We start from the raw sequence: 24105 nt of genomic DNA, 5'->3' as shown, positions 1-24105 counted from the left end.
AGGGGGCAGTGACGATGGACGGTGGACCGCGGGTACCGGAGCAGCGGCGGTCCGCCGCGCCCGAGGACGCCTCGGACGCGGCGCCCGCCGGCGGCTCCGACCTGCGCTTCAGCGTGCTCGGCCCGGTCCGGGCCTGGCGCGGCGGGGAGCCGCTCGCGACGGGCTCGCCCCAGCAGCGGGCCCTGCTCGCGGCGCTCCTCCTGCGCGAGGGCCGCACGGCCACGGCGGGCGAGCTGATCGACGCGGTCTGGGGCGAGGAGTCCCCGCAGCAGGCCCTCGCCGCACTGCGCACCTACGCCTCCCGCCTCCGGAAGGTGCTCGACCCGGGCGTCCTGGTGAGCGAGTCGGGCGGCTACGCGATCCGCTCGCTCAGCCCCGACGCGCTCGACCTGTCCGCGGCGGAGTCGCTCTGGTCGGACGCGGAGAAGGCCCGCCAGACCGGCGACCTGTGCCAGGCGAGGGTTCTGCTGAACAAGGCGCTCGGCCTGTGGGACGGCGAACCGCTGGCGAACGTGCCGGGACCGTACGCGGAGACCCAGCGCATCCGCCTGGAGGAGTGGCGCCTCCAACTCCAGGAAACCCGCCTGGACATGGACCTGGAGCAGGGCTGCCACGCGGAGGCGGTCTCGGAACTCACGGCCCTGACGGCGGCGCACCCGCTGCGCGAGCGGCTGCGCGAACTGCTGATGCTGGCCCTGTACCGGAGCGGCCGCCAGGCGGAGGCCCTCGCGGTCTACGCGGACACGCGGCGCCTGCTGGCCGACGAGCTGGGCGTGGACCCGCGCCCGGGCCTCTCGGAACTCCAGCAGCGCATCCTCCAGGCGGACCCGGCCCTGGCCGAGCCTTCGTCCGCGGCCACGGAGCCCTCCACCACCCCGATCAGACCGGCCCAACTCCCGGCCACGGTTCCGGACTTCACCGGCCGCGCCTCCTTCGTAAGCGAACTGAGCGACGTACTGTCGGCCGCCTCGTCGGACGCGGGCACGGGCTCGGTCATGGCGGTGTCGGCGGTCGCGGGCATCGGCGGCGTGGGCAAGACGACGCTGGCCGTGCACGTCGCGCACGCGTCCCGATCGTCGTTCCCCGACGGCCAGTTGTACGTGGACCTCCAGGGCGCGGGAGCGCGGGCGGCGGAACCGGAGACGGTGCTCGGCTCGTTCCTGCGGGCCCTCGGCACCGCGGACTCGGCGATCCCGGACTCCCTCGAAGAGCGCGCGGCGCTCTACCGCTCCACGCTCGACGGCCGCCGGATCCTGGTCCTCCTGGACAACGCGCGGGACGCGGCCCAGGTCAGGCCCCTGCTTCCCGGCACGGAGGGCTGCGCGGCCCTGATCACGGGCCGGGTCCGGATGGTCGACCTGGCGGGCGCGCACCTGGTGGACCTGGACGTGATGTCCCCGGACGAGGCGCTGCTCCTGTTCACCCGCATCGTGGGCGAGGAGCGGGTGGCGTCGGAGCGCAAGGCGGCGCTCGACGTGGTCGCCGCCTGCGGCTTCCTCCCCCTCGCCATCCGCATCGCGGCGTCCCGCCTCGCGGCCCGCCGCACCTGGACCGTCTCGGTCCTCGCGGCGAAACTGGCCGACGAACGCCGCCGCCTCGACGAACTCCAGGCCGGCGACCTCGCGGTCAAGGCCACCTTCGAGCTGGGCTACGGCCAGCTGGAACCGGCCCAGTCCCGAGCCTTCCGCCTCCTCGGCCTCGCCGACGGCCCGGACATCTCGCTTGCGGCGGCAGCGGCCGTACTGGACCTGGGCGTCGAGGACACCGAGGACGTACTGGAGTCCCTGGTCGACACGTCCCTCCTGGAATCGGCCGCCCCCGGCCGCTACCGCTACCACGACCTGGTCCGGCTCTACGCGCGTGCGTGCGCGGAACGGGACGAACAGCCGCCGGAGGAGCGGGAGGCGGCGATGTCGCGGTTGCTGGATTTCTATCTGGCTACGGCGGCGGGGGTCTATGCGATTGAGCGGCCCGGGGATCGGACTGTCACTCACTTGGAGACCGGGCAGTATGCGGCACCTGAGTTCTCAGACGCCTCGTCGGCGTTGGACTGGCTTCATGCCGAGGCGGAGCCGCTCCTCGCATGCGTACAACAGTCACTTGTGAGTCCGACTCTGCGACGAGCCGTCGACCTCCTTCTGGCAACCATCGACCTTGCCGAGTCAGGTGCAGGATCGCGCCGCTACGAGACGACTGCAATGGCGGCCCGTGACGCCGCTGCGGCCGCAGGCGACACACACGCCGAGGCACGTGCGCGCATCACACTCGCCCAAGCCCTCAGCCAAGCAGGCCGCTTTGACGAGGCACATCTGGAAGCCAAGCGTGCAGACGAATTGACCAGAGCCACCACCGACCCCTGGACGAGCAGCGCGGCCCCGAACCAGTTGGGGATCATCGCCATCTGCACCGCCCAGTACGCGGAGGCCGAGGGGTACTTGCTGCAAGCGATCGATGCATTCCGGGCTGACGAGAACCGGCCTGGCGAAGCCAGCGCTGTCTGCAACCTCTCGCGCACCCTAGCCTCGATGGGCCGCAGCTCCCGCGCCATCGAACTGGCGCAACGAGGAATCGAGATCTACGACGACCTCGGACTGTCTGTGCGTCTGGCGAACGCTCGGTACGCCTCGGGAATCGTCCTCACTCAAGCAGGCCGCCTTACGGAAGCGCTTGAGCAACTCATTGAGGCTCTCAACATCTTTACCGACAGCCGCCAGCGCCTCTGGGAAGGCACGACGCACTTCCGCATCGCCCAAGTTCACCTCGCGGCCCGCAAGCCGGCGCAGGCAGCTCAGCATGCAGAGCAAGCGCTCGCCATCGGCTGCATCGGCGGCGACTGGATGAAGGCGAACGCCCTCACCATCTTGGGCAAGGCGCTGGCTGGTCTGAGCCAGTCAGACCGCGCTCGCGCCTGCTGGCACGATGCCCTCGCCATTCACGAGGGCTCCGGAGCACCAGAAGCAGCAGAGGTCCGCAGCCTGCTCTCACCGCTTGCCGCAGCCTGACGACGGAGCCGTTCATCGAACGTTTATGGGCTCCTGCCACTCTCATTGAACGGATCCATCGCAGCGGGGGGCAGCTGGATCCATCGAGCCTCGCAGTTAGTCTGAGGCTCTGAATCGCCCGTTCGGCGGCCCTCGGGGGAGTCGCCGAACGGGCGCTCTCATCCGCAGACACCATCAACGTTTCGGGGTTCAAGTCATGAGCGAGAAGAAGAAGGCCGAAGAGATCACCACGCTCGACCAGCACGCACCTGCACCTCCCGCCGACGGCGAGATCACCACGCTCGACCAGCACGCGCCCGCGCCTCCCGCCGACGGCGAGATCACCACGCTCGACCAGCACGCGCCCGCGCCTCCCGCCATAGGCAACAACTAAGACTTTCTTCCCGACGGGGATCGGCCGCGGCGGCGCGGAGGGGGAGCCGCCGCGGCCGAGTCATGTCCGGAACCGGTTCAGGCCAATCGGTGGCACGATCCGTTCGAACCACTCGAACAAGCGCAGCCTTGCTCACTAGTGTCACTTCCCGACCGGCAACACCAGTCTCCCCAGAAGGAGTTGGAATGACGAGCGCCAAGAAGATCCTCGTGACGGCCGCCATGGTCGTAGGCGTCGCGGCAGGAGCGTCCACCCCGGCCTTGGCCGACAGTCACGCACCCGTCCCGCCCACCACCGGCACCGTCACCACCTTGGACAACGGCATGCCGGTATCCCCGCAGGACAGCCACATCTCGTAGGGCGTTGCAACGCAGTGGAGGGGCCGGGCTTCAGCGCCCGGCCCCTCCACTGCGTTGCAACGCCCTACGCGTTCAAGCCCCTCCGTGTCACGGAACTGTCCCGGCACCCGCCACCCGCACAGGTGTGCCAACACGCCACCGCAACCACCCCCTCACCCCTCAACTCCGCAGGCCACACGGCAATCACCCCCACCCCACCTCCACCACTCCCGTGTAACAGCCATGTACAGACCGGAAGTTCATCGGAACGGCACCCCGCCCCGATCAGGTCCTACCGATCAGCAAAGCCCACCAGCCACCACGCCACTCCCCACCCCAAGGAAGATCCAATGCGCGCTCAGAAGCCGATGAAGCCGACCAAGCTGACCCTCGCCGCCGTCGCCCTCGCCGCAGGCCTCTCCCTCACCGCCTGCCAGTCGGGCTCCGGTGACAACGATGCCGCCGCCCCGAGCGACTCGACGTCCTCCTCCTCGCCCACCGCCGGAGGCACCGGCAGCGGCGGCACGAACACCGCCTCCCCCTCCGGCAGCGACAACGGGAACGGAAGCGGAAGCGGAAACGACGACAGCAACGGCAACAGCAGCAGCACCGGCGGCAGCGCAGGCGGCAACACCGACGGCAGCGGCGGCGGCCAGATCAACACCGGCCCCTGCAAGACCGCGAACCTCGCCTTCAGCACCGCCCACGGCATGGGCGAGGGCGACCTCCTGGTCAGCCTCAAGAACACCAGCGACGCCTGCTACCTCAAGGGCTTCCCGGGCGTCGACCTCAAGGTCGACAGCGGCCCGGGCGGCATCCCCGCCGCACGCACCAAGCTCGCCGCACCCACCGTCGTCCTCAAGAACGGCGAGACCACCCGCTTCACCGTGCACACCCCGCGCAACGACACCGGCGGCTCCGGCGTGAACATCACCCTGATCGTCATCACCCCGCCGAACGAGACGCACTCCAAGACCCTCCCGGTCACCCTCAACCTCCCCGCCAGCGACAGCCCCACCGAAGCGGGCGTCACCGTCGACCCCGTCGGCACCGGCAAGCAGTAGCCAACCCCGCCCCGCCGTCGGCGCGCAATCGGCCTACCACCGCGCGCCCCCACCGCCCACCTCTGCTTTCCATGGAGCCACCGGTCCGCCCACCCGGCCCATCGAAACGGAGCCCCACCATGCGCCCCGCCCGCCCCCTCGCCGCAGCCGCGCTCACCGCCCTGGCCGTGGCCGGGCCCGCCACCACCACCGCCCACGCCGAGAACCCGCCGATCCCGCCGGACCGGCCCACCCTCTCCATCACCCCCGACCCGGCCGTCCCCGGCTCCACGGTCGTCGTCTCCGTGGCGGGCGGCTGCACCGCGACCTCGGCGACCGCCACCTCCACCGCGTTCTCGGAGGCGGTCGAGCTGTCCACGGGCTCCGCCGGGACCCACACCGGCACCGCCACGGTCTCCGAGACCGCCACCGGCACCCACTCGGTCTCCGTCGCCTGCGCGGGCGGCAGCACCTCCACGCACCGCATCAGCGTCGGAGGCCATGGCGGCGGCACCGACGACCACAGCCGGTGGCCCGCCCCCACCGTCGACAAGGGCGTCAAGGCGGGCATCGGCACCGACGACCGCACCACGACCACCGACGTCGTCCAACTCGCCCTCGGCGGAGCCCTCATGGCCGGCGCCGTCGGCGGCACCCTCTACGTCGTGCGCCGCCGAGCCCGCACGGACTAGCCAGCCAGCACCCGCGTCTCCGCCACCGGCAGCTCCTTCGCCCACCAGTGGTCGTAACGCCGGTACGCCGCCGCGTCCCGCTCCCCCAGGAACCGCAGCATCCCCCCGGCCTCCGCCGCCAGCCCCTCCCACGCCTCCTCGGGCAGCGGCCGGAACGCCCCCGCCTCGATGCCGCCGTCCCCGTCCGCGACCCGCCAGACACCCGCCACGTAGCCGTCCACGAGCACCGTCGGCAGCACGTCCCCGTTCACCCGCGTCACGTACTTGCGGTACTCGGGCGGGATCAGCCGGCCCCGGTCGGCGTAGGCCAGCAGCGTGCTGTCCCACATGGCCATCAGCCGCGGCGGCGCCGGCACGTCCCCGTCCGGCAGCACCCCGCCCGGCACGTCGTACAGCACCTCGCCGCCAGGACCGGCCAGCTCCACCAGGTCATCGCCGAGCGCCGCCCGCACCCGCCCCTTCTGCACCAGCCCGAACTGCGCCATGTCCGCCACCGACGCGGGCCCGAACCCCTCCAGATAGCGGCGGACCAGCACCCGCATCCCCTCCGCCACCGCCTCGGCGTCGCCCAGCTCGGGCACCCGCCCGGCGTCCGCCGCCACGAACAACTGCCGGCTGTCGGAGGCGTATCCCCACGGCATCCCGGCGACCGGCGCGTGCCAGAGCGGCGCCCACTGCCGCAGCATCCGCCACGCGGGCAGTGCCGACTTCCCCTCGACACCGGCTCGTTCAGCGAACCATTTCCCCAACTCGGCGCTGGTGCTCGGGCGTTCGGCCCGTCGCAGCAGGTCCGGCAGCAGCCCGGCCCCCTCCGCCTCCGTCAGCCCCGACGCCCGGAACCGCGCGTCCCGCAGCCGCGCCCCGCGCACCGTGGGCTCCACCGCCGCCCGCAGCGCCCGGTAGTCGTCGACGTGCACCGCGTGCAGCGTGATCCGCATCATCGTGGACTTCACCACCCGGAAGTCCCGGAACGCCGCGTCCAGCCGCTCCGCCTCGAACCCCGCCACCCGGTTCCACAGCGCCACGTACGGCGAAGCGGGCTGCTGCGCCTGGAGCGCGACAACCCGCCGTACCGCGTCCTCGACCCCGACCGCCGCCCGCTCCAGGAGCAACTGCCGGGCGAGGGTGGACCGGTTGAGGACGCGCGCGGTGATCGTCATGCGGGCCATTCTCCCGGCCCGCCCGACCCCGCACCCGGATCCGCGAGGGATCAGTCCAGCTTGCGCGCCACCTCGGTCGCCCAGTAGCTGAGGATCATGTGCGCGCCGGCCCGCTTGATGCCGGTCAGCGCCTCCATGATCGCCCGGTCCCGCTCGATCCAGCCGCGCTGCGCCGCCGCCTCGATCATCGCGTACTCGCCGCTGATCTGGTACGCGGCCACGGGCACGTCGACCGACTCCGCGACCTTCGCCAGGACGTCCAGGTAGGGGCCGGCCGGCTTCACCATCACCATGTCGGCGCCCTCGGCGAGGTCGAGCGCCAACTCCCGCATGGACTCACGGGAGTTGGCCGGGTCCTGCTGGTACGTCTTGCGGTCGCCCCGCAGCGAGGAGCCGACGGCCTCGCGGAACGGGCCGTAGAAGGCGGAGGAGTACTTCACCGTGTACGCCAGGATGCCGACGTCCTCGCGGCCGATCTGGTCCAACGCGTCGCGGACGACGCCGATCTGACCGTCCATCATGCCGCTGGGGCCCACCACGTGCGCGCCCGCGTCGGCCTGGACCTGCGCCATCTCCGCGTACCGCTCCAGCGTCGCGTCGTTGTCCACGCGGCCCTGCTCGTCCAGCACGCCGCAGTGCCCGTGGTCGGTGAACTCGTCCAGGCACAGGTCGGACATCACGACGAGGTCGTCACCGACCTCGGCCCGCACGTCGCGCAGCGCGACCTGGAGGATCCCGTCCGGGTCGGTGCCGACCGTGCCCGCCCCGTCCTTCTTCTCGTCGAGCGGCACTCCGAACAGCATGATCCCGGAGACCCCAGCCTCGACGGCCTCGACGGCCGCCTTCTTCAGGGAGTCCCGGGTGTGCTGGTACACGCCCGGCATCGAGCCGATCTCCACGGGCGCGTCGATGCCCTCCCGCACGAACGCGGGCAGGATCAGATCGGACGGATGCAGCCGCGTCTCGGCGACCATCCGCCGCATGACGGGAGTCGTCCGCAGCCGCCGCGGACGCGAACCGGGGAAAGAGCCGTACCGAGTCACTGAACTGTCACCTCGTACCTACAAGAACCTATGAAAACGAAGCGGGGCGGGCATCCGGCCGAAGCCGGGCACCCGCCCCTCAACTCTGCCTTACGGCGCGGCCCGCCGGCGCCGCGCCCCGGGGCGCCGCTCGCTCGGCCGCGTCACCGGGTCACCGGCCTCGACGGCCGCGTCCCGCCGCTTGGCGCCGAACTCGGCGAGCGCGGCGGCCAGCTTGTGCACCGACGGCTCCGGAGCCATGACGTCGACCCGCAGGCCGTGCTCCTCGGCGGTCTTCGCGGTGGCCGGACCGATGCAGGCGATCACCGTCACGTTGTGCGGCTTGCCCGCGATCCCGACCAGGTTCCGCACGGTCGACGAGGACGTGAAGAGCACGGCGTCGAAGCCACCGCCCTTGATCGCCTCACGCGTCTCGGCCGGCGGCGGCGAGGCGCGCACGGTCCGGTACGCCGTGACGTCGTCGACCTCCCAGCCCAGCTCGATCAGCCCGGCGACCAGGGTCTCCGTGGCGATGTCGGCACGCGGCAGGAAGACGCGGTCGATCGGGTCGAAGACCGGGTCGTAGGGCGGCCAGTCCTCCAGCAGACCGGCGGCCGACTGCTCACCGCTGGGCACCAGGTCCGGCTTCACGCCGAACGCGATCAGCGCGTTCGCCGTCTGCTCGCCCACCGCGGCGACCTTGATCCCGGCGAAGGCACGGGCGTCGAGCCCGTACTCCTCGAACTTCTCGCGGACGGCCTTGACGGCGTTCACCGACGTGAAGGCGATCCACTCGTAGCGGCCGGTGACCAGACCCTTGACCGCGCGCTCCATCTGCTGCGGGGTGCGCGGCGGCTCGACGGCGATCGTCGGAACCTCGTGCGGCACCGCACCGTAGGAGCTGAGCTGGTCGGAGAGCGAGGCAGCCTGCTCCTTCGTCCTGGGGACGAGCACGCGCCAGCCGAACAGCGGCTTCGACTCGAACCACGACAGCTGGTCGCGGCGGGCGGCGGCACTGCGCTCACCGACCACGGCTATCACCGGGCGGCTGCCCTCCGGCGACGGCAGCACCTTGGCCTGCTTGAAGGTCTGCGCGATGGTGCCGAGCGTGGCGGACCAGGTCTTCTGGCGCGTCGTCGTACCGGCGATCGTGACCGACAGCGGGGTGTCGGGCTTGCGGCCCGCCGCCACCAGCTCACCGGCGGCCGCGGCCACCGCGTCGAGCGTCGTCGACACCACGACGGTGCCGTCGGACGCGCCGACCTCGGTCCAGCAGCGGTCGGAGGCGGTCCTGGCGTCCACGAAACGGACGTCAGCGCCCTCCGCGTCGCGCAGCGGGACACCGGCGTACGCGGGCACGCCGACGGCCGCCGCGACGCCCGGGACGACCTCGAAGTCGATGCCCTGGGAGGCGCAGGCGAGCATCTCCTCGGCCGCGTACGTGTCGAGCCCGGGGTCACCGGTGACGGCACGCACGACCCGCTTGCCGCCCCGTGCGGCCTCCATGACAAGATTGGCCCAGTCCCTCAGAGCCGGGACCGCGACGGCAGTTGACGCCTCGTCAGCGGCGCCGGTCTGCCCGGGCACGCCCTCGGCGTCGAGGACGGTGACTCCTGCCCTGGCATGAGTGCGGACGACGTCGAGCACTTCGGGCTCGGCGATCAGCACATCCGCTCGGGTCAGGGCCTCCACGGCCCGTAGGGTGAGCAGTCCTGGATCACCGGGGCCGGCACCCAGGAAGGTGACGTGCCCAGGTGCGCAGGCGGTCGATTCAGCGGTGGTGGGGCTCAAAGTGCTCGCTCCCCCATCAGACCGGCCGCGCCCTTGGCCAGCATCTCGGCGGCGAGTTCGCGCCCGAGAGCCAGCGCCTCGTCCTCGGACGAGGGCACGGGACCGGTGGTGGACAGCTGCACGAGCTCGGAGCCGTCGGTGGTACCGACGACGCCGCGCAGGCGCATTTCCTTGACAATCTGCCCGTCGGCCAGAAGGTCGGCGAGGGCACCCACGGGTGCGCTGCAGCCGGCCTCCAGGGCGGCGAGCAGGGACCGCTCGGCGGTCACGGCGGCCCGGGTGAGCGGGTCGTCGAGCTCGGCGAGCGCGGCGGCGAGCACACCGTTCTTGGCGGTGCACTCGACTGCCAGGGCCCCCTGACCGGGGGCGGGCAGGACGATGTCGGTGGAGAGGAAGTCGGTCACTTCTCCGCTCCGGCCGATGCGGTTGAGGCCGGCGGCCGCCAGGACGACGGCGTCGAGCTCACCCTTCTCCACGTATCCGATGCGGGTGTCGATGTTCCCGCGGATCGGCACGGTCTCGATGCGCATGCCGTGGCTCTTCGCGTAGGCGTTGAGCTGGGACATGCGGCGCGGCGACCCGGTGCCCACGCGGGAGCCGGCGGGCAGCTCGGTGAACGTCAGGCCGTCCCGCGCGATCAGCACGTCCCGCGGGTCCTCGCGCAGCGGCACGGCGGCCAGCGTGAGCTCCTCGGGCTGCGCGGTGGGCAGGTCCTTCAGCGAGTGCACGGCGAAGTCGACCTCGCCGCTCGCCAGCGCCTCGCGCAGCGCGGCCACGAAGACGCCCGTGCCACCGATCTGCGTCAGGTGCTCACGGGAGGTGTCCCCGTACGTGGTGATCTCCACCAGCTCGACCTCGCGGCCGGTCAACTGGCGTACGGCTTCGGCGACATGCCCGGACTGGGACATGGCCAGCTTGCTGCGCCGGGTGCCCAGCCTCAGTGCTTTCTCGGCGGTCATGCCGGGCCTCGATTCTTGCCTACCGTGCCGGTTGCGGATTCACGGTCTTGGGGGGTGGCCCGCGAGACGGAGGCGACCGTCTCCGGGTCCAGGTCGAACAGGGTGCGCAGCGCGTCCGCGTACCCGGCACCGCCGGGCTCGGCCGCCAGCTGCTTGACCCGTACGGTCGGCGCGTGCAGCAGCTTGTCCACCACGCGTCGCACGGTCTGGGTGATCTCCGCGCGCTGCTTCTCGTCCAGGCCGGGCAGCCGGCCGTCGAGGCGCGCGATCTCGTTCGCCACCACGTCCGCGGCCATCGTGCGCAGCGCGACGACGGTCGGCGTGATGTGCGCGGCCCGCTGGGCGGCGCCGAACGCGGTGACCTCGTCCGCCACGATCGCCCGCACCTGGTCCACGTCGGCGGCCATGGGTGCGTCGGCGGAGGCGTCGGCGAGGGACTCGATGTCGACGAGGCGGACCCCGCCGATCCGGTGCGCGGCCGCGTCGATGTCGCGCGGCATCGCCAGGTCGAGGAGGGCCAGGGCCACCCGGCGTACGGGCTCGGGGGCGCGGTCGCGGCGCATCTCGGGCACCCGGCCGACGGCGGCGAGCGCGGCGATGGTGTCGGCCTCCGAGGCCTCGACCGGCCGGACCCGCTCGCCCGGGGCGTTGTCCACCCAGGCGCCGTGCTGTTCGAGGGCGGCCGCGTCGAACCCGGCGACCGCGGCCTCGCCCTCGACGGAGAACCCGCCGCGCACGGTGTCCACGGGGCACGGGTCGGCAACGGCCTTGCCGGAGGCGGGAGTCGACGGCGCGGGCACCTCGGCGCCCGCGGTCGGCGTGCGGCCCGCGACGGCGGCCCGCACCGCGTCGGCGGTGAGCACGAGTCCGGTGGCGCCGGTGCAGGAGATCGCGACGTCGGCACGTGTCAGTTCGTCGGCCACGGCGTCCATGGCGACGGCACGGGCCGCCGTGCCCGACTCGGTGAGGATCTCCACGAGCCGCTCGGCGCGCTCCATGGTCCGGTTGGCGACGACGACCTCGGCGACCCCGGCCCGCGCGAGCGTGGCGGCGGCCAGCGACGACATCGAGCCGGCGCCGATGACGAGGGCGCGCTTGCCCTGCGCCCACGCGTCCACCGGCTGCCCGACGGCGAGCTGCTCGAGGCCGAAGGTGACGAGCGACTGACCGGCGCGGTCGATCCCGGTCTCGGAGTGCGCGCGCTTGCCGACCCGCAGCGCCTGCTGGAAGAGGTCGTTGAGGAGCTTGCCCGCGGAGTGCAGCTCCTGGGCACGCGCGAGGGTGTCCTTGATCTGGCCGAGGATCTGGCCCTCGCCGACCACCATCGAGTCGAGCCCGCACGCCACCGAGAACAGGTGGTGCACCGCCCGGTCCTCGTAGTGCACATAAAGATAAGGAGTGAGCTCTTCGAGACCCACGCCACTGTGCTGCGCGAGCAGCGTCGACAGCTCGGCGACACCGGCGTGGAACTTGTCCACGTCGGCGTACAGCTCGATGCGATTGCAGGTGGCGAGGACGGCGGCCTCGGCGGCCGGCTCGGCGGCGAGGGTGTCCTGGAGCAGCTTGGCCTGGGTGTCCACGGCGAGCGCGGCCCGCTCCAGGACGCTGACCGGTGCGCTGCGGTGGCTCAGCCCGACGACGAGGAGACTCATGCCGGCATCACGGCGGGCACGTCCCCGTCGGGTCCCTTGCGGTCGTCGCCTGCGGTGGGCTTGGTGACCTTGGCGGCCGGGCCCTCGACACCGACGCCGGCGCCCTCGGTGCCGTCGACCGCGCCCTCGCCGGCCTTGCGCTGCTCGTGGAACGCGAGGATCTGCAGCTCGATGGAGAGGTCGACCTTGCGCACGTCGACGCCGTCCGGCACGGACAGGACGGTCGGCGCGAAGTTCAGGATGGAGGTGACACCGGCGGCGACGAGCCGGTCGCAGACCTGCTGCGCGGCACCGGCCGGGGTCGCGATGACGCCGATGGACACGCCGTTCTCGTCGACGATCTTCTCGAGGTCGTCGGCGTGCTGCACGGACATCCCGGCGACGGACTTGCCGGTCATCGCGGGATCGGCGTCGATCAGCGCCGCGACGCGGAAGCCGCGCGAGGCGAACCCACCGTAATTGGCCAGCGCCGCACCGAGGTTACCGATACCGACCATCACGATCGGCCAGTCCTGCGTGAGGCCCAGCTCGCGCGAGATCTGGTAGACGAGGTACTCGACGTCGTAGCCGACGCCCCGGGTCCCGTACGAGCCGAGGTACGAGAAGTCCTTGCGCAGCTTCGCGGAGTTGACCCCCGCGGCGGCCGCGAGCTCCTCGGAGGAGACCGTGGGCACCGAGCGCTCCGACAGAGCGGTGAGGGCTCGGAGGTACAGCGGAAGCCTGGCGACGGTGGCCTCGGGAATGCCTCGGCTGCGGGTCGCCGGTCGGTGAGTTCGGCCAGTTGCCACGGTGCTCCTGCGGGTAGAGCGGGGCTGTGGGCGGGCTGGTACGCCTTGTCGTGTCCCAAGACCGCCCCGTCGAATGCAGGCTATGTCTTTGTGAACGCGTGCACAAAGATGGTGTCCGATTTGCCCGGCCAACGTGACCGGGGTCACGCGCCCCCGGCGCGCGATCCTGGAACCGGCGCGCAGGCAGCTTCGTTGCTCACCTGAGGGGGGCAAAACCGCACACCTTCCTTACGATCCACGCCCCCGAGACCAAAACCGCCCTCGATCCTAAGCGACTTTCGGGGCCAGTTGGACTCCTCGGTCAGTGACTTGTGCGACGGCCTAGCGCGTCAGTGCCGTACGCAGCCGCTCCTCCTTCACGCGCCAGAAGTCGTGCTGCTCCCCGTCGACGAGAACGACCGGGATCTGCTCCCAGTACTTGCGGTACAGCTCCTCGTCCTCGTTGATGTCCTTCTTCTCCCAGGAGGCGCCGACCTCGGCGCAGACCTTCTCGATCACCACCTGTGCGTCATCACACAGATGGCACCCGGGCTTACCGATCAGGGTGACGACCCGGTCCTCGGGACTCTTCTTCTCACCGCGGCGAAAGATGGGGCTCATACCGGCCATTCTCGCCCCACCGGCCGATCCCGTACGACCCACTTCCGCGCCTTCCGGGGCCCGGAGCAGCCGAGAGTTCACACACCGGCAGCCTTCCGAAATCCTCTCGACTCCGGATGCACCGAACAGACTGGCTATGCTCGCCGCATGGCCGCTCTTGGATGGCTCACACCCCGTAGGCGCTCCGCCACCGCGCGGAGCGTGCTGGCCGGCGAGGCCTCGGCCGAGGCCGCCCGCAAGTCCTCCCAGGAGATCGAGGACCAGGCGCCCCCGCCCGAAGGCGATCAGGAGCCGGAGTTCCCGGTCTTCGGCGACGACAAGGCCGCCGCCTTCTTCGACCTGGACAACACCGTGATGCAGGGCGCCGCGATCTTCCACTTCGGTCGCGGCCTGTACAAGCGGAAGTTCTTCCAGCGCCGCGAGCTGACCCGGTTCGCCTGGCAGCAGGCGTGGTTCAGGATCGCCGGCGTCGAGGACCCCGAGCACATGCAGGACGCCCGCGACAGCGCGCTGTCCATCGTCAAGGGCCACCGCGTCTCCGAGCTGATGTCGATCGGCGAGGAGATCTACGACGAGTACATGGCGGAGCGGATCTGGCCCGGCACCCGTGCCCTGGCGCAGGCCCACCTGGACGCCGGGCAGAAGGTCTGGCTGGTCACGGCCGCCCCCGTCGAGATCGCCACGGTCATCGCCCGCCGCCTGGGCCTGACCGGCGCCCTCGGCACGGTCGCCGAGTCGATCGGCGGCGTCTACACGGGCAAGCTCGTCGGCGAACCGCTGCACGGCCCCGCGAAGGCCGAGGCCGTCCGCGCGCTCGCCTCCGCCGAGGGCCTGGAGCTCGGCCGCTGCGCCGCTTACAGCGACTCCCACAACGACATCCCGATGCTCTCGCTCGTCGGGCACCCGTACGCGATCAACCCCGACGCCAAACTGCGCAAGTACGCGCGCGAGCGGGACTGGCGGCTGCGCGACTACCGCACCGGCCGCAAGGCCGCGAAGGTCGGCATCCCCGCGGCGGCCGGCGTCGGCGCGGTCGCGGGCGGCACGGCGGCGGCGATCGCACTGCACCGACGCCGCCGCTGACGGCATTCCGGACTGCTTACCCGTGGCCGGCCCCCGCCAGTCACGCGGATATCACTCGGCCACAACGCGTCACGGCCGCAACCGGAACATGACCTAATCCGATCAACAAGTGGTCACTCTCAGGTACTTGAACCATCGCCGATCAGCTACAGAAGTGACGTAATCGATGATTTGAGCAACTGGGTGTAGCGCTCCCTGCACGAAGCGTTATTCTCCTCAGACGCATTCCGGTACCGACACGTCAGCACGACGGGTGAACGGTCCCGCACTGCACGTGATGGAAGCTCTGCCTCTGGGAGTCCCGTGTTTCAACACGTCGGGGTTGACGCCTCGGGCCTGGCTACGCTGCGCGCAACGGTCGTGGACCGCTTGCGCGGCTTCGTCCCCACCGCGTACGCCGTCCCCGCCCTCGCCGCCGTCCCTGCGCCGGCCGGTCCGTGCTTCACCATGGCCGACAGCAGGGCCGCCACCGTGGGCAGACGCGCGCGCTCCGGAGCCGCCGGCGCGTCCGGTACGTCCACGGCCCGCCGTCCCGCCGCGGACAGCGACAGCGCCCGCATGATGGACCTGGTCGAGCGCGCCCAGGCCGGTGAAGCCGATGCCTTCGGCCGGCTCTACGACCAGTACAGCGACACCGTGTACCGCTACATCTACTACCGCGTCGGCGGGAAGGCGACGGCGGAGGACCTCACCAGCGAGACCTTCCTGCGCGCCCTGCGCCGCATCGGCACCTTCACCTGGCAGGGCCGCGACTTCGGCGCCTGGCTGGTCACGATCGCGCGCAATCTGGTCGCGGACCACTTCAAGTCGAGCCGCTTCCGCCTCGAAGTGACCACGGGCGAAATGCTCGACGCGAACGAGGTGGAGCGTTCACCGGAGGACTCGGTCCTGGAGTCCCTGTCGAACGCGGCGCTCCTGGACGCCGTGCGGCGGCTGAACCCGCAGCAGCAGGAGTGCGTCACGCTCCGCTTCCTGCAGGGCCTTTCCGTCGCCGAGACGGCCCGGGTGATGGGCAAGAACGAGGGCGCGATCAAGACCCTCCAGTACCGGGCGGTCCGCACCCTCGCACGCCTGCTCCCCGACGACGCGCGCTGATCGTTCGTGTCACCGCGCGCGACGCTCAACTCACCTTCTGTGAAAGCCAGATGCTTTCGCGGTCGGATCATCTTTCGTCCGTAACCCAAGTGCCAAGCCGCTCGTTGTGCGGGATGCAGGCTCCCTGTGGTCACGTCCGGTCCCGGTTCCACTCACTCGATCGAGTGCAAGCGGCTCGGGCGTGCAACCCTCAGGACCCCCTGGGGAGTCGACATGGGAGTCGACCGTCATGACGAGAGGAGGTGCCGCCAGTGATCGCGAATGTATCGGCACACCGGCGGGCGAACGCCTTCGCCCAGGCCCTGGAGGACCAGTCCGACCGGGACGCGGCGGCGCAGCAGCCGGAGGATCCGGCCGACCGGACCGAGCAGGGCAGGCTCCTGAGCCTGGCCACGGGCCTCGGCGAGCTGCCCACACCGGAGCTGGACCCCGAGGTGAAGGTGGTGCAGCGGGCGCAGCTCGTGGCCGCCATGGAGGCCATGCTCCAGGAGGGCGGGGCAGGCACTTCGGTACCGGAGCAGCGCACCAGGACCAAGGGCGCCCACCGGGCGGCCTCCCTGCGCAAGCTCCGGCCGCGTTCGCGCCTGTCCAAGGGCATCGCCGCGGGCGGGCTCACGGTCGGTGTGGCCGCGGGCGCGTTCGGCGGAGTGGCCGCCGCGAGTTCGAACGCCCTGCCGGGTGACCACCTCTACGGCCTCAAGCGCGGCATGGAAGATCTCAAGCTCGGCATGGCGGACGGCGACTCCGACCGCGGGCAGATCTACCTGGACCAGGCGTCGACGCGGCTGAACGAGGCGCGCCGGCTGATGGACCGCGGCCGTACGGGGCACCTCGACCACGAGTCCGTGGGCGAGGTCCGCAGGGCGCTCTCCGGGATGCAGTACGACGCGTCCGAGGGCCACCGGCTGCTGAGCGAGGCGTACAAGCGGGACGGCTCGCTCGGCCCGATCCAGGCCCTGTCGGCGTTCTCCGCGTCGCACCGGCAGAGCTGGACCGCCCTGAGCGACAAGCTCCCGGTCCAGCTGGGCGACGTCAGGGACCAGGTGAGCTCGGTCTTCGACGCCATAGACCAAGAGGTGGACCCGCTGCGCTCGCTGCTGCCGCAGCCTCCCGACCAGGGCGGCTCACCGGGCACCGGGTCCAGCGGCGGCGGTACGTCACCGGGCGCGTCCGGCACCGACCGCTCGACCCCGTCCGGCTCCGCCGACAGCCACCGCGGTGGCTCCGGTTCGACGAAGCCCAAGCCGTCCAGCTCCGGCACCGGCAAGGCCGAGGACGGCCTCCTCGGCGAAACCACGGGCGGCCTCCTGGACCCGCCGAAGGACGAGTCGACCCCGACCCCGTCCTCCGGCAAGTCCGGCTCCACCGGCACGGGTTCGGCCAAACCGGACGTGACCCTGCCCCCGCTCCTCCCCGGCCTGCTGCCCGGCCTGGGCATCGACGGCGAGGACGCGAAGTAGCTCCGCGGCAAGAAAGGGGCGCGAGGACCTGGTCCCCGCGCCCCTCACCGCACCGGCATCTCGGCGCCGGCCCGCCCGTCAGAAGAACACCGACCTCCGCTGCACCAACAACTTGTACAGCGTGTGCTGGATCTGCTCCCGCACCTGGTCCGTCAGGTTGAACATCAGCATCGGATCCTCGGCCGCCTCCGGCGGATACCCGTCCGTCGGGATCGGCTCACCGAACTGGATCGTCCACTTCGTCGGCAGCGGCACCGCCCCCAACGGACCCAGCCACGGGAACGTGGGCGTGATCGGGAAGTACGGGAAACCGAGGACACGCGCGAGCGTCTTCGCGTTGCCGATCATCGGGTAGATCTCCTCCGCCCCGACGATCGAGCACGGCACGATCGGCGTCCCGGCGCGCAGGGCCGTGGACACGAAGCCGCCGCGGCCGAACCGCTGCAACTTGTACCGCTCGCTGAACGGCTTGCCGATGCCCTTGAAGCCCTCCGGCATGACGCCGACCAGCTCACCGACCTCGAGCAGCCGCTGCGCGTCCTCCGCACAGGCCAGCGTGTGCCCGGCCTTGCGCGCCAGCTCGTTCACCACCGGCAGCATGAACACCAAGTCGGCGGCCAGGAGCCGCAGATGGCGCTCGGCCGGGTGGTTGTCGTGCACGGCGACCTGCAGCATCAGGCCGTCCAGCGGCAGCGTCCCCGAGTGGTTGGAGACGATCAGCGCCCCGCCCTCCGACGGGATGTTCTCGACGCCCTTCACCTCGACCCGGAAGTACTTCTCCGCGATCGGCCGCAGCAGCGACATCAGGACCTGGTCGGTGAGTTCCTTGTCGTAGCCGAACTCGTCGACGTCGTAGTCCCCGGTGATCCGGCGCCGCAGGAACGAGAGCCCGCCCGCGATCCGCCGGTCCCAGCCGCCCCGCTCCTCGGGCTTCTCCGGCACGGCGGGCTCCTCGGGTTCGGGCACGGGCACGGCCTGCTGCACGGGCAGCGGCTGCACCTCGCGTACGGCAGCGGGCTCGCCCTTGCGCCGGCCGCTGCCCCCCGGGCCCCTGCGGCGCACGGCACCCTTGCCGGCCGCCCCTCGAGACCTGTCGTCGTCGAACGGAATGACCTTGGCGTCCGCCATCGTTGATGCGCTCCTCAGTTGGCGCTCTGCGTCGGGGGGTGGCTGGGCGTGCGGGCGCCGCCCAGGACGGGCAGTGCGGCGATCCGGTCCACGGCCCCCGCGAGGGCCTGAGGCGGCAGCAGCCCGGGGCCCCGGCCGCGTACGAAGTCCGCGAAGGCCTCGGCGGTCGTGTACTTGGGCCGGTATCCCAGTGTGTCGCGCAACTGGGTCGTCGACACCACCCGCCCGTGCGTGAGCAGCCTGATCTGCTCGGGCGAGAAGTCCGTCGCACCCAGCGTACGCAGCGCGCTGCCGACCCAGGTCACGGCCGGCAGCAGGACGGGAACGGTCGGCCGGCCGAGCCGCCGCGAGCACTGCGAGAGCAGCAGCACGCCGTCACCCGCGACGTTGAACGTCCCGCTGTTGAGCGTGCCACGCGCCGGATCGTGCGAGGCGATCCGCAGCACCTCGATGACATCGTCCTCGTGCACGAACTGCAGCCGCGGGTCGTAGCCGAAGACGGTCGGCAGGACCGGCAGCGAGAAGTACTCGGCGAGCGGCGAATCGGCCGTCGGACCCAGGATGTTGGCGAACCGCAGCACGCACACCGCGACGTCGGGCCGGCGCCGGGCGAACCCGCGCACGTACCCCTCGACCTCGACGGTGTCCTTCGCGAAGCCGCCGCTCGGCAGCGACTTCGGCGGCGTCGTCTCGGTGAACACGGCCGGGTCCCGCGGCGCCGACCCGTACACGTTCGTACTCGACTTCACGACCAGCCGCTTCACCTGCGGCGACTTCTGGCACGCTCCGAGCAGCTGCATCGTGCCGATGACGTTGGTCTCCTTGACCGAGCCGCGGCCGCCACTGGCCAGCGGCGTCCCGGTCACGTCCATGTGCACCACGGTGTCGACGGAGTGCTCCGCGAGCACCCGCGCGATCGTCGGCTGGCGGATGTCCGCCTGGAGGAAGTCGGCACCGCCCAGATGGTGCGCGGGCGGCACGGCGTCCACCCCGATCACCCGGTCCACCTCCGGATCACGCTGGATCCGTCGGACGAACCGGCCCCCCAGTTGCCGGGCCACCCCGGTCACGAGCACGACCTTGCCCAAGATCAGCGCCTACCTTCCGTCCCAGCCCCGCCCGCGCTCCGCATGCTCTGCCGCGGGTCACGTTATCGGTTCGATGTTGCGCTGTGATGACTACACAGTGCAGGAAGTGACGACAGCCACAGATATACGTACAAGCCTGAACGAACCGCGTACCCCACAACGCACTGTGGCCCTCCCACCGAACGGTGAAAGGGCCACAGAAACGCGCTTCTCGCAGCGGTCGCTTACTTCTTGTTGCGACGCTGCACGCGGGTGCGCTTCAGCAGCTTGCGGTGCTTCTTCTTAGCCATCCGCTTACGCCGCTTCTTGATAACAGAGCCCACGACTACCCTCGCTCACTTCTGGGACAACCCCCGCTGTGCGGGGACAATCACTCGGTGCGGGGCTGAATTGGGGCCCACACGACCTACGAGGGGCTAGCCTACCCCGCCCGAGCGCCGAGCCAGAAATCGAGGGCTTCCGGGGGCTACGGATCAGCCCGCATCCACCCCCACATAGGACTCGCGGAGGTACTCGTGGACCGCTTGCTCGGGGACACGGAAGCTCCGCCCCACCCGGATCGCGGGCAGATGACCGCTGTGCACCAACCGGTACACGGTCATCTTGGACACTCGCATGACCGAGGCGACTTCCGCCACGGTCAGGAACTGCACCTCGTTCAGAGGCCTACTCTCACCAGCAGCCATGACACACCTGAACCTTCCGCACTCGACGGCCACCGGCTTCCCCTTCCGGTGACTCAACGTCGTTGCGTGCTCACTCCCCAATGTAGGGGCGGGTGGTGCGAGTGGGGAAGAGGAGCAGCGATCGGCCGCCTACTGTGACAGACACGCTCGATTGAGTACATAGCGAGTAAGCGGTCGGTAGTAATCAGACCGCACAGCGTCATCAAGCGGAACGACGACGGACACCCGCCCCTCGGCCTCACCGACGAACAGCGCGGGATCGTCCGTATCGGCCAGGCCGATGGCCTCGAACCCCAACTGACCTGCACCGCAGGCCCACCCGTGGTCCCCCACGACAAGCCCGGGAAGCGGTTCGCCGGCCTCCGCGAGAGCGGCCAGAGCGGTACGAACCGGGAGTGGCGAGTGGGTGTGCGCGCCCGTCTCGCTTCCGGGCGGCCACGCGTCGGGTTCGCGCACCAGCGCGACTCCTCGTACGTAGTCAAGGTTGTACGTACGTAGTCCAAACCGGGTCGTTATGTCGACACTGTGACCCTGCGCCGGGGTGAGGACGGGACATCCCACCGCCGACAGGGCGTCGGCCAAGGAAGCGTAGAAACCGAGCAATCGGTGCGGATGTCCCGTTCCGAAGAGCACGGGAGACCTGGTGTCAGCGGCCCGCGCGAGCCGGTCGGCGAAGGCGTCGAGGGCCGCGAGCGTCCGTTCCGGATCGATGACGTCGTGCCCGTCGGTGTGGCCCGGATCGCCCGACACCCCGCACTTGTCGGCCATCAGCGCGAGCAGGTCCCGCTGCCCCCAGGACCACTCGGGGTCGAGCCCGAGCAGCACGCGCGGGTCCCGGGCCTCGAACAGCCGGTAACTGCGCAGACTCTCCTCGCGGGAGGTCGCCACGGGCCCGGCAAGCCGAGCCGCCAACAGATGCGCACGCAGGGCGCCGGTGCTCAACACGCTTGAAATGCTGGCGCATTGCCACCCAGCCCACCCGCAAAACCCCGAAACACCCCACAGTCGGAGTAACGCCCACGCCCCGTCGAGCCACCCGCCGCGGCCCGCCTAGGGCAGCAACCCCCGCAACGGGAAAGCCGCCTTGCGGGTCGCGAGGATCGCCTGGTCGAGCCGGTCGGCCGGGTCGTACCCCGCCTCCCACTCCCGGTACGCGACGGGCCACCGCCCATCGGTCATCCGCACCGGCCCCAACTGCCGCGTACGAGCGAAGACTTGCTGCCGCCACCCCTCGGGAATCACCGTCTCGGGCGCGATCTCCCGCCCGCCGGCGATGCCCACCAGATGCGTCCACGACCGCGGCACCACATCGACCACGGCGTATCCGCCGCCGCCCAGCGCGACCCACCGGCCGTCCGCGTACGCGTGCGCGAGCTCGTGACAGGCCACCTGCACCGCGCGCTGCGCGTCCAGCGAGACCGCCAGGTGCGCGAGCGGGTCCTCGAAGTGGGTGTCCGCCCCGTGCTGGGTCACGAGGACCTGCGGCCGGAACTCCGCGAGCAGCTCCGGCACCACGGCGTGGAACGCCCGCACCCAGCCGGCGTCCCCGGTCCCGGCCGGCAGGGCGACGTTCACGGCCGTCCCCTCGGCGGGCCCGGCGGCCCCGGTCTCCTCCGGCCATCCGGTCTGCGGGAACAGGGTCCTGGGATGCTCGTGCAGCGAGATCGTCAGGACCCGCGGGTCCTCCCAGAACGCGGCCTGCACACCGTCCCCGTGGTGCACGTCGACGTCCACGTACGCGACGCGCTCCGCGCCGAGCTCCAGCAGCCGGGCGATCGCCAGCGCCGCGTCGTTGTACACGCAGAACCCGGAGGCGGCGCCCGGCATCGCGTGGTGCAGCCCGCCCGCGAAGTTCACCGCGTGCAGGGCCTCACCGCGCCACACGGCCTCGGCGGCCCCCACCGACTGGCCCGCGATCAGCGCGGACACCTCGTGCATCCCGGCGAAGGCCGGATCGTCGACGGTCCCGAGCCCGTACGCCTGGTCGGCCGCCGCCGGATCCGCGGACGCGGCCTTGACCGCCTCCACGTAGTCCTCGCGGTGCACGAGCCGCAGCGTCGAGTCGCCGGCCCGCTTGGCCGCGACGACGTCCACGTCCCGGTCGAGCCCGAAGGCATCCACCAGGCCCCGGGTCAGCTCCAGTCTGACCGGATCCATCGGGTGCCCGGGTCCGAAGTCATACCCCGCTACCGCCGGGTCCCACATCAACTGCGCGCGGCCGCTCATGCCCGCCACCGTATCGGCCCGCCCCGCCGCCGAAAGAAGGGGCGTACACGAGTGTCACCAGGACAAGCGCCATCGGCACCAGCATCGCCCCGCGATAACTCCACGCATCCCCCAGAGCGCCCACGAGCGGCGAACCCACCAGAAAACCCACGTAGTTGAAGATATTGAGCCGCGCCACGGCGGCATCGGACGCCCCGGGGAACATCCGCCCGGCGGCGGCGAAGGTCTGCGGCACGATCACACACAACCCGAGCCCCAGCAGAGTGAACCCGAGCATCCCCACCCAGGGCCCCGGCGCCACGGCCACCACACCGAACCCGGCAGCCGCCACCACGGCCCCCAGCCGCACCACCAGCACCGCCCCGAACCGCCGCACTCCCACGTCGCCCATCGCCCGCCCGACGAGCGTCATGACCATGTAGACGTTGTACGGGACGGTCGACAGCTGCTCCGAGCTCCCCAGCACGTCCTGCAGGTACTTGGCGCTCCAGTTGGAGACCGTCGAGTCACCGATGTACGCGAAGGACATCACCAGGCACAGCGGCAACAGCATCCTGAAGACGACCCGCCCCGCCTCCTGCGCACCGCTCTCCTGGCCCTCTGCGGCCTCCTGGGCCCCTCCACCGTCGACGTACCACCGGCTCCCCACCAGGCACAGCACCAGCAGCACCACGGACACCGGCAGATAGGACACGAACAGCGACAGGTCCCAGTGCGCCCCGACCCACGCCAGCGACGCCCCCACGATCCCGCCCAGGCTGTACGAGGCGTGGAACCCGAGCATGATGCTGCGCCCGTACGCCCTCTGCAGGCTCACCCCGAGCATGTTCATCGAGGCGTCCAGCGCCCCCACGGCAAAGCCGAACGCGGCGAGCGCGACCCCGGCCTCCACCAACGAGTCCCCGGCGCCGACCCCGAGCAGCGCCAGGAGCACGACGGGCTGCGACCACCGCAGCACCCGGCTGGGCCGCACCCGCTTCACGAGCTGTTCGGTGCACACGCTGCCGACGCCGGCGAGGATCGGCACGGCGGCGAGGAAGACGGGCAGCAGCCCGTCCGATATCCCGTACTGGTCCTGGATCGCGGGAATCCGCGTCACCAGCAGCGCGAACGCCGCGCCCTGCGCGAAGAAGCTGAACGCCAGCGATCTCCGCCCCCACCGCAGCGCACCTGATATGCCATCGATCCCATCGGTCATGGCGGCACAGCGTATGGCCCCGCCCTACCAGTGGGTAGATGGATCACAAAACCATGGACCGACCGTGACCTCAGGCCAGCAGCCGCGGCAGCTCGCGCATGTCCGCGAAGAGCCCGTTCACCCCGACGAGCCGCTCCGCCGGGGTCATGGCCGTGAACCCGTACACGTCCATCCCGGCGGCGACGGCTGCCTGCACCCCGAGCGGACTGTCCTCGACGACCACGCACTTCTCCGGAGCCACGCCCATCCGCTCCGCGGCGTACAGGAACAGATCGGGCGCCGGCTTCCCCCGCCCCACGTCCTGCGAGCTGAACACGAGCCCGTCCCCGAACCACTTGTCGAGCCCGGTCTTCCGGTGCCCGACCCGAATCCGCTCATGACTCCCGGACGACCCCACGCAGTACGGCACCCCGTCGGCGGTCAGCTTCTCCAGCACCTCCACGACACCGGCGACCGGCTCCAACTCCCGCTCGAAAGCGGCGAAGACCCGCCCGTGAAACACCTCGTCGAAGTCCTCGGGAAGCCGCTGCCCGGTCCGCTCCAGGACGAGATCGTGTACGCGGTGCATGGCGGCGCCCATGTAATCCCGCAGGGACTCCTCGTACGAGGTCGGGTGCCCGAGCTCGGTGAGATAGCCGGCCAGGAGCGTATTGGAGATCGGCTCGCTGTCGACCAGAACACCGTCATTGTCGAAGATGACCAATTCGTAGCGCATATCCAG

The 24105-nt window shown here is 71.1% G+C and carries 23 protein-coding genes; 8 read left to right on the top strand and 15 right to left on the bottom strand.

What is annotated here, in order from left to right; genetic code table 11:
* Nucleotides 1-14: 14 nt before the first annotated feature.
* From RBJ77_RS45730 to RBJ77_RS45710, 5 genes are all read left to right on the top strand, one after another.
* Nucleotides 15-3002, top strand: a complete 2988-nt coding sequence (locus RBJ77_RS45730; RefSeq protein ID WP_372350359.1) for a BTAD domain-containing putative transcriptional regulator — start codon at nucleotides 15-17, stop codon at nucleotides 3000-3002.
* Between the two features lie 196 nt (nucleotides 3003-3198).
* A complete protein-coding gene (locus RBJ77_RS45725; RefSeq protein ID WP_372350358.1) occupies nucleotides 3199-3375 on the top strand; it encodes a sigma-like protein in 177 nt (58 codons plus the stop codon).
* 185 nt (nucleotides 3376-3560) lie between these two features.
* Entirely contained in the window at nucleotides 3561-3734 is a 174-nt protein-coding gene (locus RBJ77_RS45720; protein WP_372350357.1) for a hypothetical protein, read from the top strand.
* A gap of 347 nt (nucleotides 3735-4081) precedes the next feature.
* Nucleotides 4082-4777, top strand: a complete 696-nt coding sequence (locus RBJ77_RS45715) for a DUF4232 domain-containing protein (RefSeq protein ID WP_372350404.1) — start codon at nucleotides 4082-4084, stop codon at nucleotides 4775-4777.
* Nucleotides 4778-4896: 119 nt separating this feature from the next.
* The gene (locus RBJ77_RS45710; protein WP_372350356.1) at nucleotides 4897-5448 is read left to right on the top strand and encodes a hypothetical protein; all 552 of its coding nucleotides are present in this window, start codon (nucleotides 4897-4899) and stop codon (nucleotides 5446-5448) included.
* Here the strand turns inward: RBJ77_RS45710 and RBJ77_RS45705 are convergent.
* The 7 genes from RBJ77_RS45705 to RBJ77_RS45675 all read right to left on the bottom strand — a co-directional run bounded on the left by RBJ77_RS45705 (nucleotide 5445) and on the right by RBJ77_RS45675 (nucleotide 13420).
* Nucleotides 5445-6608, bottom strand: a complete 1164-nt coding sequence (locus RBJ77_RS45705; RefSeq protein WP_372350355.1) for a winged helix DNA-binding domain-containing protein — start codon at nucleotides 6606-6608, stop codon at nucleotides 5445-5447. The genes RBJ77_RS45710 and RBJ77_RS45705 overlap by 4 nt on opposite strands.
* Nucleotides 6609-6658: 50 nt before the next feature.
* The gene (gene hemB, locus RBJ77_RS45700) at nucleotides 6659-7651 is read right to left on the bottom strand and encodes a porphobilinogen synthase (protein ID WP_372350354.1); all 993 of its coding nucleotides are present in this window, start codon (nucleotides 7649-7651) and stop codon (nucleotides 6659-6661) included.
* Between the two features lie 90 nt (nucleotides 7652-7741).
* Complete coding sequence (locus RBJ77_RS45695; RefSeq protein ID WP_372350353.1) at nucleotides 7742-9421, bottom strand: uroporphyrinogen-III synthase; 1680 nt, start codon at nucleotides 9419-9421, stop codon at nucleotides 7742-7744.
* Nucleotides 9418-10380 (bottom strand): hydroxymethylbilane synthase, encoded by a 963-nt coding sequence (gene hemC / locus RBJ77_RS45690; protein ID WP_372350352.1) that lies wholly within the window; start codon nucleotides 10378-10380, stop codon nucleotides 9418-9420. The genes RBJ77_RS45695 and hemC overlap by 4 nt, the downstream gene beginning before the upstream one ends.
* Nucleotides 10377-12032, bottom strand: coding sequence for a glutamyl-tRNA reductase (locus RBJ77_RS45685; protein ID WP_372350351.1), 1656 nt, complete (start codon nucleotides 12030-12032; stop codon nucleotides 10377-10379). The genes hemC and RBJ77_RS45685 overlap by 4 nt, the downstream gene beginning before the upstream one ends.
* Nucleotides 12029-12820: a redox-sensing transcriptional repressor Rex gene (locus tag RBJ77_RS45680; RefSeq protein WP_372350350.1), complete on the bottom strand. Its 792-nt coding sequence runs from the start codon at nucleotides 12818-12820 to the stop codon at nucleotides 12029-12031. Before RBJ77_RS45680 ends, RBJ77_RS45685 begins: the two co-directional genes overlap by 4 nt.
* Nucleotides 12821-13141: 321 nt before the next feature.
* Entirely contained in the window at nucleotides 13142-13420 is a 279-nt protein-coding gene (locus tag RBJ77_RS45675; RefSeq protein ID WP_372350349.1) for a glutaredoxin family protein, read from the bottom strand.
* 147 nt (nucleotides 13421-13567) lie between these two features.
* Here RBJ77_RS45675 and RBJ77_RS45670 point away from each other — a divergent pair, with 147 nt between their 5' ends.
* From RBJ77_RS45670 to RBJ77_RS45660, 3 genes are all read left to right on the top strand, one after another.
* Nucleotides 13568-14503, top strand: a complete 936-nt coding sequence (locus RBJ77_RS45670; RefSeq protein ID WP_372350348.1) for an HAD family hydrolase — start codon at nucleotides 13568-13570, stop codon at nucleotides 14501-14503.
* A gap of 303 nt (nucleotides 14504-14806) precedes the next feature.
* On the top strand, nucleotides 14807-15598 hold the full coding sequence (locus tag RBJ77_RS45665; RefSeq protein WP_372350347.1) for an ECF subfamily RNA polymerase sigma factor, BldN family: 792 nt from the start codon (nucleotides 14807-14809) through the stop codon (nucleotides 15596-15598).
* Between the two features lie 251 nt (nucleotides 15599-15849).
* Nucleotides 15850-17058 (top strand): DUF5667 domain-containing protein, encoded by a 1209-nt coding sequence (locus RBJ77_RS45660; protein WP_372350346.1) that lies wholly within the window; start codon nucleotides 15850-15852, stop codon nucleotides 17056-17058.
* A gap of 78 nt (nucleotides 17059-17136) precedes the next feature.
* Here the strand turns inward: RBJ77_RS45660 and RBJ77_RS45655 are convergent, their stop codons facing one another.
* The 8 genes from RBJ77_RS45655 to RBJ77_RS45620 form a co-directional block, all read right to left on the bottom strand.
* Nucleotides 17137-18186: a lysophospholipid acyltransferase family protein gene (locus RBJ77_RS45655; protein ID WP_372350345.1), complete on the bottom strand. Its 1050-nt coding sequence runs from the start codon at nucleotides 18184-18186 to the stop codon at nucleotides 17137-17139.
* 14 nt (nucleotides 18187-18200) lie between these two features.
* On the bottom strand, nucleotides 18201-19274 hold the full coding sequence (locus tag RBJ77_RS45650; protein ID WP_372350344.1) for an NAD-dependent epimerase/dehydratase family protein: 1074 nt from the start codon (nucleotides 19272-19274) through the stop codon (nucleotides 18201-18203).
* A gap of 224 nt (nucleotides 19275-19498) precedes the next feature.
* Nucleotides 19499-19597 (bottom strand): 30S ribosomal protein bS22, encoded by a 99-nt coding sequence (locus RBJ77_RS45645; RefSeq protein ID WP_003948845.1) that lies wholly within the window; start codon nucleotides 19595-19597, stop codon nucleotides 19499-19501.
* A gap of 150 nt (nucleotides 19598-19747) precedes the next feature.
* On the bottom strand, nucleotides 19748-19960 hold the full coding sequence (locus tag RBJ77_RS45640) for a helix-turn-helix domain-containing protein (RefSeq protein WP_158689180.1): 213 nt from the start codon (nucleotides 19958-19960) through the stop codon (nucleotides 19748-19750).
* 129 nt (nucleotides 19961-20089) lie between these two features.
* Nucleotides 20090-20905 (bottom strand): phosphatase, encoded by an 816-nt coding sequence (locus RBJ77_RS45635; protein WP_372350343.1) that lies wholly within the window; start codon nucleotides 20903-20905, stop codon nucleotides 20090-20092.
* Between the two features lie 105 nt (nucleotides 20906-21010).
* Nucleotides 21011-22186, bottom strand: a complete 1176-nt coding sequence (locus RBJ77_RS45630; RefSeq protein WP_372350342.1) for an acetoin utilization protein AcuC — start codon at nucleotides 22184-22186, stop codon at nucleotides 21011-21013.
* Nucleotides 22137-23384 carry an MFS transporter gene (locus RBJ77_RS45625; protein ID WP_372350341.1) on the bottom strand — a complete coding sequence of 416 codons (1248 nt, stop codon included), beginning with the start codon at nucleotides 23382-23384 and terminating at the stop codon, nucleotides 22137-22139. Before RBJ77_RS45625 ends, RBJ77_RS45630 begins: the two co-directional genes overlap by 50 nt.
* Nucleotides 23385-23454: 70 nt before the next feature.
* Nucleotides 23455-24099 carry an HAD family hydrolase gene (locus tag RBJ77_RS45620; protein ID WP_372350403.1) on the bottom strand — a complete coding sequence of 215 codons (645 nt, stop codon included), beginning with the start codon at nucleotides 24097-24099 and terminating at the stop codon, nucleotides 23455-23457.
* Nucleotides 24100-24105 lie beyond the last annotated feature (6 nt).

This window comes from Streptomyces sp. KL116D, assembly GCF_030766975.1.
In the GTDB taxonomy this organism is placed as follows: domain Bacteria; phylum Actinomycetota; class Actinomycetes; order Streptomycetales; family Streptomycetaceae; genus Streptomyces; species Streptomyces longispororuber_A.
Note: the sequence above shows the minus strand (reverse complement) of the source record. Positions and strands in the feature narration are given on the sequence as shown.